The organism is Vibrio fluvialis (assembly GCF_900460245.1).
Classification (GTDB): domain Bacteria; phylum Pseudomonadota; class Gammaproteobacteria; order Enterobacterales; family Vibrionaceae; genus Vibrio; species Vibrio fluvialis.
Genome location: NZ_UHIP01000001.1, coordinates 1,270,160 through 1,282,059, shown reverse-complemented (window position 1 = coordinate 1,282,059; position 11,900 = coordinate 1,270,160). Strand labels below are relative to the sequence as shown.

The 11,900-nt window shown below is 49.5% G+C and carries 13 protein-coding genes; 10 read left to right on the top strand and 3 right to left on the bottom strand.

Annotated elements, in window-relative coordinates; translation table 11 throughout:
• Positions 1-58: 58 nt before the first annotated feature.
• Together DYA43_RS06110 and DYA43_RS06105 are read right to left on the bottom strand one after the other, a co-directional pair.
• A complete protein-coding gene (locus DYA43_RS06110; protein ID WP_020330322.1) occupies positions 59-361 on the bottom strand; it encodes a YdhR family protein in 303 nt (100 codons plus the stop codon).
• Positions 362-550: 189 nt separating this feature from the next.
• On the bottom strand, positions 551-1,411 hold the full coding sequence (locus tag DYA43_RS06105; protein WP_020330321.1) for a DMT family transporter: 861 nt from the start codon (positions 1,409-1,411) through the stop codon (positions 551-553).
• Positions 1,412-1,774: 363 nt separating this feature from the next.
• Here DYA43_RS06105 and DYA43_RS06100 point away from each other — a divergent pair, with 363 nt between their 5' ends.
• From DYA43_RS06100 to DYA43_RS06080, 5 genes are all read left to right on the top strand, one after another.
• Positions 1,775-3,031: an SLC5/6 family protein gene (locus DYA43_RS06100; RefSeq protein ID WP_061057208.1), complete on the top strand. Its 1,257-nt coding sequence runs from the start codon at positions 1,775-1,777 to the stop codon at positions 3,029-3,031.
• A 253-nt stretch (positions 3,032-3,284) separates the two neighbouring features.
• Positions 3,285-4,229 (top strand): HlyD family secretion protein, encoded by a 945-nt coding sequence (locus tag DYA43_RS06095; protein ID WP_061056436.1) that lies wholly within the window; start codon positions 3,285-3,287, stop codon positions 4,227-4,229.
• 8 nt (positions 4,230-4,237) lie between these two features.
• Positions 4,238-5,164: an ABC transporter ATP-binding protein gene (locus DYA43_RS06090; RefSeq protein WP_020330318.1), complete on the top strand. Its 927-nt coding sequence runs from the start codon at positions 4,238-4,240 to the stop codon at positions 5,162-5,164.
• Complete coding sequence (locus tag DYA43_RS06085) at positions 5,161-6,258, top strand: ABC transporter permease (protein ID WP_020330317.1); 1,098 nt, start codon at positions 5,161-5,163, stop codon at positions 6,256-6,258. Before DYA43_RS06090 ends, DYA43_RS06085 begins: the two co-directional genes overlap by 4 nt.
• A gap of 235 nt (positions 6,259-6,493) precedes the next feature.
• Positions 6,494-6,712, top strand: a complete 219-nt coding sequence (locus DYA43_RS06080) for a hypothetical protein (RefSeq protein WP_020428625.1) — start codon at positions 6,494-6,496, stop codon at positions 6,710-6,712.
• Positions 6,713-6,765: 53 nt separating this feature from the next.
• On the opposite strand, the gene DYA43_RS06075 is transcribed toward DYA43_RS06080, so the two are convergent.
• Positions 6,766-7,014 (bottom strand): DUF1289 domain-containing protein, encoded by a 249-nt coding sequence (locus DYA43_RS06075; protein ID WP_038156396.1) that lies wholly within the window; start codon positions 7,012-7,014, stop codon positions 6,766-6,768.
• 157 nt (positions 7,015-7,171) lie between these two features.
• On the opposite strand from DYA43_RS06075, the gene DYA43_RS06070 reads away from it, so the two are divergent.
• The 5 genes from DYA43_RS06070 (at position 7,172) to DYA43_RS06050 (ending at position 11,878) form a co-directional block, all read left to right on the top strand.
• A complete protein-coding gene (locus DYA43_RS06070; RefSeq protein WP_025715407.1) occupies positions 7,172-7,615 on the top strand; it encodes an META domain-containing protein in 444 nt (147 codons plus the stop codon).
• A 178-nt stretch (positions 7,616-7,793) separates the two neighbouring features.
• Positions 7,794-8,939: an ABC transporter substrate-binding protein gene (locus tag DYA43_RS06065; protein ID WP_024374340.1), complete on the top strand. Its 1,146-nt coding sequence runs from the start codon at positions 7,794-7,796 to the stop codon at positions 8,937-8,939.
• A 15-nt stretch (positions 8,940-8,954) separates the two neighbouring features.
• Complete coding sequence (locus tag DYA43_RS06060) at positions 8,955-10,655, top strand: ABC transporter permease (protein WP_047457574.1); 1,701 nt, start codon at positions 8,955-8,957, stop codon at positions 10,653-10,655.
• Complete coding sequence (locus DYA43_RS06055; protein ID WP_020330307.1) at positions 10,621-11,268, top strand: ATP-binding cassette domain-containing protein; 648 nt, start codon at positions 10,621-10,623, stop codon at positions 11,266-11,268. Before DYA43_RS06060 ends, DYA43_RS06055 begins: the two co-directional genes overlap by 35 nt.
• Entirely contained in the window at positions 11,261-11,878 is a 618-nt protein-coding gene (locus tag DYA43_RS06050) for a CDP-alcohol phosphatidyltransferase family protein (RefSeq protein ID WP_020330306.1), read from the top strand. The genes DYA43_RS06055 and DYA43_RS06050 overlap by 8 nt, the downstream gene beginning before the upstream one ends.
• Positions 11,879-11,900: the final 22 nt, after the last annotated feature.

Below are 11,900 nucleotides of genomic sequence, written 5' to 3'. Positions count from 1 at the left end.
AAACGCTGCTGATTATTCACATTCAGCAGCGTTTCGGGTTCAGAGTCATCATGAGTGACTAAAAAGGCCCGCGCTCTTCATAAAGCGGGAACATAAGCTCATACACCTCCCTTCTCACGTCTAGCGCTTCATAAGCTGATGGGATGGTTTTTGCCAGTTCAGTCTCTTTGAAGGCTTGCATGGATGGCAGATCTTTGAAGAAATAGATACCACACACCTCGCCAGTTTGCGGGTCGCGACCATAAACCTTTTGTATCAATCCAGGGATTTCTTTAAACCGAGGTTTACGCTCAAGAGCCCTTCTTTCCAGCTCATCGGGATCCAATCCAGACTTAATCCGCACATATAAAATCACAGCCATGTTCTTCTCCTTATTCCTTTATTGCTAAGCAAGTATAAGAACACAAACGGAATGTCACTTAGTCACAGTCGTTCATATCAAGGCAGAATTTCGCGAGAAGGTGCCATCTAACCCAATGAAAGTAATTGAAATACATCGAAGAGTAGAAAAAAGAAAAGGCGCCTTAGCGCCCTTTCTACTCAAACCGGATTAGCGTCGAATGTTGCTCATACGGTATAGCAGCAATGAACCGAGCAACAACACACAACCGATAATTTTGTTCAGTGGCATTGATTCACTGTAAATCCAAACACTGAGCAATAGGGTCCAAACGGGTTCAAGCAGCATCAGAATGGCGGCGTTGGTTGGGTTAGCATGTTTTTGCCCGACCGTCTGCATCAGGTAGCGAAGACTGGTTGCCAGCAGAACACTGAGTACAAACCATTTCCAAGTTTCACCACTCACCTCTTGTGGCCAGGCTTCAACAAAATAGGACAGGAGCAACCCAAGACAACCTGTCGCGAAAAGCTGTAACGTGGTCAACAACATTGGTGGCAATTTAGCGGAGTATTGGCTATTGAAGTTGAAATGCAGCGCGAGTCCAACCGCAGCAAGTAGAAACCATAACTGGCTGGCGGCAACATTCCACTCACCGTTCCAAGCAAGTAAAAACAAACCGACCACAGCAATTGGCAATGACATCCAAAACGCCCGGCTGGGTTTGTTCCCGAACAACGGCCAAGCTACCAGCGGCACAAACAACATCGACAGGCTCATAATAAAGGCCCCTTCGCCAAGAGTGTCACTGATGGAAATCGCGTAGATCCAGCAAAAGATAGATCCACCCAGAAATACACCTACCCCCATAGAACGGAGCATATCGCCTAGCGAGGCTTTGCGTAGTGCAGGCAAGCAAAAAGGCAATAGAATAAGTGACGCTGTCACGAATCGAAGACCGATAAAACCAAAAGGAGGCAGCCCTTGAATGGCTTGTTTAGAGAATACCCATCCCGCTGCGGCAAGCAGTGTAGTCAGGACGAGAATGATTTCGGCACGCAGGTTAGCAAACATGATGGATTGTTATAATTTTTAAACAGGCAGGTATCGATTGTGCGGCAAATTGCACAACAACTCCATAGGCAAAACTGCTTTTATTTCTGCACGTTAGAAATGAATGATGGAATAATCCACAACTCGAATTCAAACACTCTGTTAACATCTTAATCAAACCAAAAAATAGTTATTTTTTAGCTTTTAGTTTCAGAATACAAACAAATAATCAGAATAAAATTCTGTTAATTCGTTTTTTTCATAGTTTCATACATCAACGCTTCTTGTGTATGCCAGTGAATATGACCAGAGTCACAGTGTGATCACATCAACTAAAGGGAGTAGGATTCGCAACATTATTATTCTTATATGGACTTCAATTCAGTGAAAGAATCTCAAGAAGTTTTAGATTTTAGCGTTTCTAAAACCACAACATCCTGGAATAAACACGATACTCACTGGCTACTCAGCCTGTTTGGCACCGCGGTCGGGGCTGGTATTCTGTTCCTTCCAATCAATATCGGCTTAGGTGGATTCTGGCCATTGGTTTTGATGGCGGTGTTGGCTTTCCCTATGACTTACCTCGCGCATCGAGGGCTGGCGCGCTTTGTTCTTTCTTCTGAGCGTTCAAACGCAGACTTTACCGATGTGGTCGAAGAACACTTCGGCGCCAAAGCTGGTCGCTTGATCTCCCTGCTCTATTTCTTGTCTATTTTCCCAATTCTGCTGATTTACGGTGTTGGTCTCACTAACACGGTCGACAGTTTTCTCGTCAATCAGGCTCAAATGAGCAGTCCACCAAGAGAATTGCTGTCAGGTGCACTGGTATTCAGCCTGATCGCCATTATGCTTGGCGGAGAGAAGATCATGCTGCGCGCCTTTGCCGCCATGGTTTACCCGCTTGCCGCCATACTTGCAGCACTCTCTTTTTACCTCATTCCGTTTTGGACGATGCCATCTCTGGCAATGCCTGCGCTCAGCGATTTCACCCAAACGGTTTGGCTCGCAGTGCCAGTGGTCGTATTTTCATTCAGTCATGCGGCGGCGATTTCAAGCTTTGCCAACATTCAGCGCCGCCACTATAAAGACAACGCGGTTGTCAAATCTGAGCAAATCCTTAAACGCACCAGCATCATGTTGATCGCATTCGTATTGCTGTTTGTGTTTTCTTGCGTCCTGGCGTTGTCACCCGAGCAGTTGATTGAAGCTAAATCGCAGAATGTTTCGGTGTTGTCTTATCTGGCAAACGCAACCCACAATCCTTTTATTGCAGCGCTCGGTCCTTTGGTCGCATTTGTTGCCATCACCTCGTCCTTTCTGGGACATTTCCTTGGCGCGCGTGAAAGCTTAAACGGGCTAATCACCAAACACAGTCGTCTCTCTGCACGCAGCGCTGACAAAATTGGCATTGCATTCATGTTTGTGGCGATTTGGTTTGCGGCGGTAATGAACCCAAGCATTCTCGGGATGATGGAAGCGCTATCCGGGCCCGTCATCGCGATGATTCTGTTTATCATGCCGATGATTGCTGTCTATCGAGTGAAAGCGCTACACGCCTACAAGCAGCGTTTAAGTACCTACTTTGTGCTGTTTGTCGGGGTACTGGCGGTATCCGCTTTACTGTTTAGCCTGACGCGCTAAGCCCATCACCGTAACGGCCCACACTGTGGGCCGTTTTGTTATCCCTTCTCCTTTCGCTGTCACATCACCGTTTCCCCATTTTCCCCGCTATTCCACAACAACGCGTTTTTGATGAATAAATCTGGTTTGGTAATTCACAGAGTTCACCAATAATGAGTGCGACAAATGGCTTATCTAACATAAACTTGTTGTAACGATGAAACGAATTCCTTCGCACTTTGTGCCTCACGCTTATTTTATTAAGGAGCAGTTCATGAAACGGGGTTTAACACTGTCGCTTCTCATTCTGCTGCTCTCCGGCTGCAGTCAGGACTCAGAGAATCAAGCCCTTGGCACGCTAGAACGCGATCGGGTGACCTTCTCTGCCACCAGCAACGAAATCATTCGCCAACTACCTATTACAGAGGGCAGCGAAGTGCATGTTGGTGATGTGCTGGTAAAACTCGATGATGCCAGTCAGCAGGCCATGGTGGCGCAAGCCATCGCACAGCGAGCCAAAGCGGCCGCGTATCTGGCCAAACTCACCAATGGTGAACGTCCGGAAGATATCGCAGTAGCGCAAGCTCGCGTATCCCGTGCCACGGCGCAGCTTACGGAAGCAGAAAAAAGCTTTCGCCGCGTCTCGGAACTGGTATCAAAACGTTTAATCAGTCAGTCCGAAAAAGACAGTGCTGTGTCGGTACGAGATTCTGCCCGCGCTGAGCTCGATTCGGCCAAAGAAGAATTTGCCAAGCTTACCGCTGGAGCACGTATTGAAGATATTGAGCAAGCGAAAGCCGAACTGGCCGCCGCAGAGGCGAACGTGACACTACAGCAACAGAAACTCAGTGAGCTGACGATTGTGGCTACCCGTAACGGCATTCTCGACAACCTGCCCTACAACCTTGGTGAACGCGTCTCGGTAGGCAGCATCGTGGCCGTGGTGCAAGCCGACAGCGTGCCGTACGCCCGAGTGTATGTCCCCGAGCGTTTTCGCGCTCAGTTTACCGCTGGTAAAACAGTGACGGTGCATGTCGATGGCGTTGCCGACAGCTATCAGGGTGCGGTTCGCTGGGTAGCTAACGAACCCTCGTTTACTCCGTATTACGCGCTGACTGAAAACGAGCGTGCGCGCCTGATGTATCTTGCTGAAGTGGACCTGCCTAACTCGGCGAAGTCTCTGCCTTCCGGGATTCCGGCACAAGTTGATTTGCCGTAGGAGTTGGTATGAGCGATCTCGCCATTCACGCGCAGAACGTGATGAAAAAATTCGGTGACTTCACCGCCATCGAAGGCATTAATCTCAGTGTGCCGAAAGGCAGTATCTACGGCTTTCTGGGACCTAACGGCTGTGGTAAATCGACCACCATTCGAGTGCTGACCGGGCTATTGAGCCCAACGGAAGGTCAGGTAAACGTATTAGGGCTGGATATTCCCCGTCAATCTGAAGCTTTGCGGCTGAAGATTGGTTACATGACCCAGAAGTTTTCACTGTACGACGATCTTAGCGTGCAAGAAAACCTGCAATTCATTGGCCAGATTTTTGGCATGAACCGCAAGGAACTCAACGCCAGAGCTGACGAACAATTGAAAACGTATGGATTGGATGAACGCCGTAAACAACGCGTCGGCGGAATGAGCGGTGGTCAGAAACAGCGTTTGGCGCTGGCGGCGGCGACCATGCATCGCCCTGAACTGCTGTTCCTTGATGAACCGACGTCAGCGGTCGATCCGGAAAACCGCCGTGAATTCTGGGAACAGTTGTTTGACCTCTCCTCACAAGGCACCACCATTCTGGTGACAACACACTACATGGATGAAGCCGAACGCTGTCATCGGCTCGCGATTATGGAAGCCGGTGAAATTCGTGCCGATGATGAACCAGAAAAACTGATGCAGCAAATGGGCGTAACGGTCGTGGAAGTGAAAGCGCCACATTTGCGTAAGCTCAAAGAAGTTTTGCTCACCAAGCCAGAAGTGCGCTCCGCCGCGCAACTGGGCATTCGTCTGCGTGTATTAATCCATCGTCAAGTTCAGGACCCGATTGCCTGGCTACGCCAAACCAATCCAGACTTAGCGCACGCCGAAATGACGATTGCGCGCCCGAGCCTGGAAGATGTTTTTGTTACCGTGACAGGGAAAGGCCGCCAATGAACTCGCTCTATCGCATTAAAGCCGTCATGGTGAAAGAGTTTCGCCAGTTATCACGCGATCGCATCACTTTCGGTATGGTGGTGATGATTCCGCTCATCCAGCTGATTTTGTTTGGCTTTGCCATCAACACCGATGTTCGAAACATTCCGGTGGCAGTGGTTGATCAAAGCCAATCCACATTTGGCCGCCTGCTGACAGAATCGATTAAAGTGAGCCAAGTGGTCAATGTGACTCAGGCTTACACGACCGCAGATCAAGCGCAGCAAGCGATTGCCAGTGGCGAAGTCCGCGCCGCGCTGGTTCTGCCGAAAGATTTAACTCAGCGGGTGCAAGAAGGTCGTGAGCTTGGTCAATGGATTGTGGACGGTTCAGATACCATGATTGCGGGCGCTATTTCAGGTCTTAAAAACATGCCGTTGCAGGATTTCGATTTTAAAATCAAACCCGCAGCCACACCGACCTTTGAGATTACTCTGTTCTACAACCCCAGTCGGCGCGCGGCAGTTAATATCGTGCCTGGGCTGCTCGGCGTAATCCTGACCATGACTATGATTCTGTTTACCAGTGCAGCCATCGTACGTGAACGTGAACGTGGCAATCTGGAACTACTGATTACAACGCCAGTGCATTCTATAGAACTGATGATAGCTAAAATCGTTCCGTATATTTTTGTCGGTCTGATTCAGGTGTTCATCATTCTGGGGTTGGGGCATGCAATTTTCGATGTACCGATTAATGGTTCGCTGAGTCAGATTCTGTTTGGCACTTTACTGTTTATTTCCGCCAGTCTGACGCTGGGCCTGATGATTTCGACAGTCGCCAGTACACAGTTGCAAGCGATGCAGATGACGGTGTTTATTCTGCTGCCATCCATTTTGCTGTCTGGCTTCATGTTCCCTTACGAAGGCATGCCAGTCGCGGCGCAGTGGATATCTGAAGTTCTGCCTGCTACGCACTTTATGCGCCTGATTCGCGGGATTGTGCTGCGCGGCGCTGATCTCGCCGACTTATGGAAAGATACAGTGTGGCTGGCGGGATTCACCGTATTGGGACTGTTTGTCGCCTCAATGCGCTTTAAAAAGTCACTCGACTAGCAATGCAACTCAATGTTATTCAACTATTTGAGCTGTCAAACTTCCCTTACATTTTCCAATCATCGTGATAGGAAAATCAGTGCTCTCTAATATATAAACCCAGTCGATGACTGGGTTTGTTGTTTAATAATCAACCAAAATACATTAGAAAATATAGGGCATCGCTTGTGTTGACGATGAAGTGACCAAGATCTAACTTTTAAAATTAGTCGTCATCACAAATGGAGGTCCCCCAATGAAACGTGCCACTAAAAGTTTTCGTCTTCAAATGATCAAAGAAGTCGCATTACGAAAGCAATCTTCATGTACCGATCCGATGGCGAACTACATACGAACGATGCTCTCCGACAGCAAAAAAGCAAAACCACAACAAGAAGCGAAACGTAAATTCACCGGCGCTCACTTTGACGAGCATGCGGGTGGTTGGGTCAGTGACCTTTGGGCTTTAAAATAACAAGCCGCGAGAATGATGTTTAGGCTAGCGCATCCAGAGCCCTAGCCTAAGCGTTAAAACAATTCCTGTTGCGGATTATTGGGTTCAATCTCTGTTTCCGCCGCCTTCCTCGCCGCAAGTACTTTTCTTCGATACCGCTGGCGACACAACTGAATCACGTGCAACTGCTCAGCCGGCGTCATCTCCAGCCAGCGAAACCGCTCTTCCCTTTTGCGCATGCAGCCACGGCAATATCCCCTGTCGTCAACCGTACAAACGCCGACACACGGGCTCGGGACTTGGAAAAACTCAAGTTGCTCCATGAATATTCTGATGTCCTTATTACGCTAACTATCTGTTACAAAAGCAGATTCACACTACCCACCGACAAAGTTGCATATTAAACTATGACCGTATGCTGACAAAAACAGTGTTTTATTGACTATACTGACCGCGTTTTCCACATTTGGAGTGAATATTATGAAGCTTAGTTCAAAATCATTACTTGCCGCAATGGCGATGCCAGTTCTGTTAGCTGCCTGCGCAAGCAATGGTGACGATGTGCAAATTACCGCGACGGATCTGCAACATCATAACTGGCAGTTGACTCAAATTGATGGCCAAGACATCGTGAAAAATGAGCACTACGATGCGCCTCGCCTAGAAATTGGTGAGAAGATGATGGCAAGCGGCAACGCAGGCTGTAACAACTTCTTTGGTCAGGCTGAGCTGAAAGACAGCCGTCTACGCATTGAAAAAATGGGTATGACCATGAAAATGTGTATCGGCGATGTAATGGACACCGAACAAGCGGTATCTCAATCACTGATGGATTGGAATGACGTCACTTTAACCAAAGATACATTAACGCTGAAGAACGACGTTCATACACTGACCTTTACTCTGCGTGAGTGGGTAAACTAATCTCAACGCACGCTTCAGATCAGGAAGGCAGCCATAAGGCTGCCTTTTGTTTTATTTGTCCCGCCATTTTCCTTATGAATCAGATCTTTTGCTTTTTTTAAGACATAATGAATGAAACCGCGAAGCTTTCCGGTCTCTAGCCTTACTGAACCCATATCAGCGATCTCAAAGGACAATTATGAAAAAGCTGCTTACCCTTCTTAGCGCCTGTGTACTCTCTGTCTCTGCCTACGCTCAGTCTTGGCAAGAGATTACCGACAAAGCGCGCGGCCAGACTGTTTACTTTCACGCATGGGGCGGAAGCCAGGAAATCAATAACTACATTCGCTGGGCTGGCGATCAGCTGAAAGCGGAATATGGTGTTGAACTCAAGCAGGTGAAAGTCACCGATATCGCAGAGACCGCCACGCGTCTCATTGCCGAAAAAGCCGCAGGCAAAAACCAAGATGGCAGCGTCGATATGGTGTGGATTAACGGCGAAAACTTTAAGTCGATGAAAAATAACGGCCTGCTCTATGGCCCGTTCGTCGACACATTGCCAAGCTGGCAATACGTAAATCAATCGCTGCCTGTTGATAGCGACTTTTCTGAGCCGACGGAAGGACTTGAAGCCCCATGGGGTGTGGGTCAACTGGTGTTTATTTATGATCATCACAAACTGAACAATCCACCAGAGTCGTTTGCAGAGCTGCTGAGCTACGCCAAAGCGTACCCTAATCGTATTACTTACCCTCGCCCGCCGGAATTTCACGGCACCAGTTTTTTGAAAGCATTGCTGATCGAATTGACCAATAACGATGCTGCGCTTTCTAAACCGGTGGACTCAACATCGTTTCAAGCCATCACTGCGCCGCTGTGGCAATATCTGGATGAACTACACGCCGTGGCTTGGCGCTCTGGTAAACAATTCCCTTCCGGTTCTTCGGAAATGATTCAACTACTGGATGACGACCAAATCGATTTGGCATTAACGTTTAACCCTAATGCGGTCTATTCAGCTCAGGCATCAGGCAAACTGGCTGACACGACTCGTAGCTATGCGATGAAAGCGGGCGCGCTGTCCAACATTCACTTCCTCGCCATTCCGTGGAATGCCAAAGCCAAAGAAGGCGCATTGGTGGCGATTAACTTCCTGATGAGTCCTGATGCGCAATCGCGTAAAGGAGACATGAATATCTGGGGCGACCCATCTGTACTAAAGAACGACGTGCTGAGTGGCACCGCAGCCAAAACCAAACTGTTTAAGTCGATTGCCGAACCGCACCCAAGTTGGCAAACCGCATTAGAAGCGGAATGGCAAAAGCGTTACGGCGCGGCAAAGTAACGCCTTGAGCTCACTATGATTCGTATCGGTTATAGCCTTCTGATCATCATCGGTATTGCGCCCATTCTGCCAGGCATGGTGGGCGCACTCCTCTCCTCACTCGGTTACATTCCGGCGGTAGGCTTATATCAGTTTTCATTCGATGCTTTTGCTCAGGTCTGGCATTGGGCTGGCATCACTCAATCGCTGTGGCTCTCTGCATTTTCCGCTTTAACCAGCACTTACCTCGCCCTATTACTCTGTTTTGCCGTCTTGATGACGCTTTGGACCAGCAACCGCTGGAATTGGGTTGAAAATAGTCTTTCCGGTTTGCTGGCTTTGCCGCACGTGGCTTTTGCCATTGGCTTTGCGTTTTTATTCGCGCCGACTGGTATGCTGGCCCGCACGTTAGCTGCGCTATTTGATTATCAAGTGTCTACGCAGGACTCCGCTTGGTTAATCCACGATCCTCATGCGCTCGGTCTTACGCTCGCGTTGGCACTGAAAGAGATCCCTTTTCTGCTGCTAATGAGCATTCCGGTTTTGCAGCAGCTGAATGTTGAAAAACTGCACACTGCAGGCGCTTCGATGGGTTACTCGCCAACGCAAATCTGGTGGAAAATCATCCTGCCGCAATGGCTACGCAAAATGCGCTTTGCACTGTTTGCGGTGATCGCTTATTCCGTTTCCGTGGTCGACGTCAGTCTGATTCTTGGCCCGACGACACCGCCAACTTTTGCCGTGTTGATTTGGCAATGGTTCAGCGACCCGGATTTACAACAGATACCGCGCGCCGCAGCTGGCGCAGTGACATTGCTCTGTCTGGCGGGACTCATGCTGCTGTGTGTGCTCGCGATTGAAACGCTCTTGCTACGCACCTTTCGCGGTTGGTTATCCAGCGGACGATATGGCATCACGCTGCCGGGTCGTTCCGCGATGATCGTGGTTATCGGCTGTGCTGCGGTGATATTTCCACTGATGCTCATTTGGAGTCTGGCGCAGCGCTGGCGTTTTCCCGATTTGCTCCCCAGCCAATTGAGTGCTCGATTCTGGCTCAATGAATGGCCGAACATGTTACCCACGCTTTATCAGAGCTTGTGGATTGCTCTGCTCAGCGGAACGCTGGCACTGATCCTTGGCATTATTGCTCAAGAATACCGCACCCGTTTTCGTCATGCATTGCCCGCCTGGGTTATCGTGTTACCCATGTTGCTGCCACAGCTTTCTCTGCTGTTTGGTTTGCAAATCGCCACCCTGTATATCGCCGCGGAACATTTCACTTTATGGGTCATTTGGTCGCATGTATTTTTTGCCTTCCCTTTGGTGTATCTGGCATTAGATGGCCCATGGAAAAGCTACAACCCTAACTTCACCCGCATCGCACTCAGCTTAGGTAAAAGTCCTTGGCAACTGTTCTGGCAAATCAAAGTTCCGTTGTTACTACCGGGTTTATTGTATGCCTGGGCGGTCGGAATCAGCGTCAGTCTGGCGCAGTATCTGCCTACTCTGATGCTTGGCGGCGGACGCATTGCAACCATCACCACCGAAGCAGTGGCACTTTCCAGCGGCTACGATCGTCGTGTGATGGCCATTTACGCCCTTTGGCAGGCGTTGTTGCCGTTTGTTTTCTTTTCTCTTGCGGTCATCATCAGTCGGGTGCAGATTCGACGTCACCGCAGCATTCAACCACAAGTGAATTTGCATGACCTTTTGTCTCAAAAACCTCACCATCCGTAAATCCGGCGGCGAGTCGTTACTGACCCACTTTGACCTGGCGATCACACCGGGGGAAATCGTGACACTAATGGGCCCCAGTGGCTGTGGAAAGTCGACTCTGCTGAGCGCAATTGCCGGCCACCTGACTCCGGACTTTGCATGCAGCGGCGACATCATGCTTGACGATCAGTCACTAAACCATGTCGCGCCGCACCTGCGTCAGGTCGGTATTCTATTTCAGGACGATTTGTTGTTTCCGCACTTAACCGTGTGGGAAAACCTAGCGTTTGCCCTACCCAACTCACTCAAGGGCGCGGAACGCAAAGCGGCGGCGCTAACAGCGCTTAAGCATATCTCGCTGACTGAACTGGCCGATTCGTTTCCTGATCAAATTTCCGGTGGGCAACGGGCGCGCGTCAGTTTGATCCGTATGCTTCTTGCACGCCCCAAACTGGCGTTATTGGATGAACCGTTCAGTAAGCTCGATAAGTCACTGCGCAGCCAGTTTCGCGATTGGGTATTCAATCAACTGACACAAGCGGCGGTGCCCACATTAATGGTCACGCACGATGAAGAAGACGCCCCCTTGGGCAGTCGTATCATTCGCTGGCCAACGGAGTTTTCCCATGCTTGATCGTTATGTGATTCCCGTCATTCGCTGGCCACTTTCGAAATCGGCCGACGTGCTCGATGCCATTGGCGTCAGCGCCAACCAAGTAACGCTGTTTGGTTTTGCAATGGGCTGTTTGGCGTTTCCTGCCCTGGCGCTGGAGCAATATCTGCTCGCCTTATTGCTTATTGCCATTAACCGGCTTTGCGACGGGCTCGATGGTGCACTGGCGCGCATTCAAGGCTTAACCGATGCTGGCGGCTTTCTCGATATCAGTCTCGATTTTCTGTTTTATTCGCTGATACCGTTCGGCTTTGTGGTCGCCAACCCGGAAATGAACGCCGTAGCAGGCGCTTTTCTTATCTTCTCTTTCATCGGCACAGGCAGTAGTTTTCTCGCCTTTGCGGTCATGGCGGGCAAACGCGGTATTCAGAATCCGGTGTATCAGAATAAATCGTTGTATTACATGAGCGGACTGACGGAAGGCACTGAGACCATTGGTTGCTTCGTGCTGATTTGTCTGCTGCCTCAGCACTTTGCTCTGATTGCCTATTTGTTTGGCGCCGCCTGTTGGTTTACCACGCTGACTCGCATATATTCGGGGTATCACACCCTGCGTCAGGCAGAAAGTTAGTCGTTATAAACTATTACAAGGA

Bases quoted from the DNA above. Each gene is read 5' to 3' on its own strand.
- DYA43_RS06110 (WP_020330322.1), bottom strand. From the start codon at position 361: ATGGCTGTGATTTTATATGTGCGGATTAAGTCTGGATTGGATCCCGAT.
- DYA43_RS06105 (WP_020330321.1), bottom strand. From the start codon at position 1,411: ATGTTTGCTAACCTGCGTGCCGAAATCATTCTCGTCCTGACTACACTG.
- DYA43_RS06095 (WP_061056436.1), top strand. From the start codon at position 3,285: ATGAAACGGGGTTTAACACTGTCGCTTCTCATTCTGCTGCTCTCCGGC.
- DYA43_RS06090 (WP_020330318.1), top strand. From the start codon at position 4,238: ATGAGCGATCTCGCCATTCACGCGCAGAACGTGATGAAAAAATTCGGT.
- DYA43_RS06085 (WP_020330317.1), top strand. From the start codon at position 5,161: ATGAACTCGCTCTATCGCATTAAAGCCGTCATGGTGAAAGAGTTTCGC.
- DYA43_RS06080 (WP_020428625.1), top strand. From the start codon at position 6,494: ATGAAACGTGCCACTAAAAGTTTTCGTCTTCAAATGATCAAAGAAGTC.
- DYA43_RS06075 (WP_038156396.1), bottom strand. From the start codon at position 7,014: ATGGAGCAACTTGAGTTTTTCCAAGTCCCGAGCCCGTGTGTCGGCGTT.
- DYA43_RS06070 (WP_025715407.1), top strand. From the start codon at position 7,172: ATGAAGCTTAGTTCAAAATCATTACTTGCCGCAATGGCGATGCCAGTT.
- DYA43_RS06065 (WP_024374340.1), top strand. From the start codon at position 7,794: ATGAAAAAGCTGCTTACCCTTCTTAGCGCCTGTGTACTCTCTGTCTCT.
- DYA43_RS06060 (WP_047457574.1), top strand. From the start codon at position 8,955: ATGATTCGTATCGGTTATAGCCTTCTGATCATCATCGGTATTGCGCCC.
- DYA43_RS06055 (WP_020330307.1), top strand. From the start codon at position 10,621: ATGACCTTTTGTCTCAAAAACCTCACCATCCGTAAATCCGGCGGCGAG.
- DYA43_RS06050 (WP_020330306.1), top strand. From the start codon at position 11,261: ATGCTTGATCGTTATGTGATTCCCGTCATTCGCTGGCCACTTTCGAAA.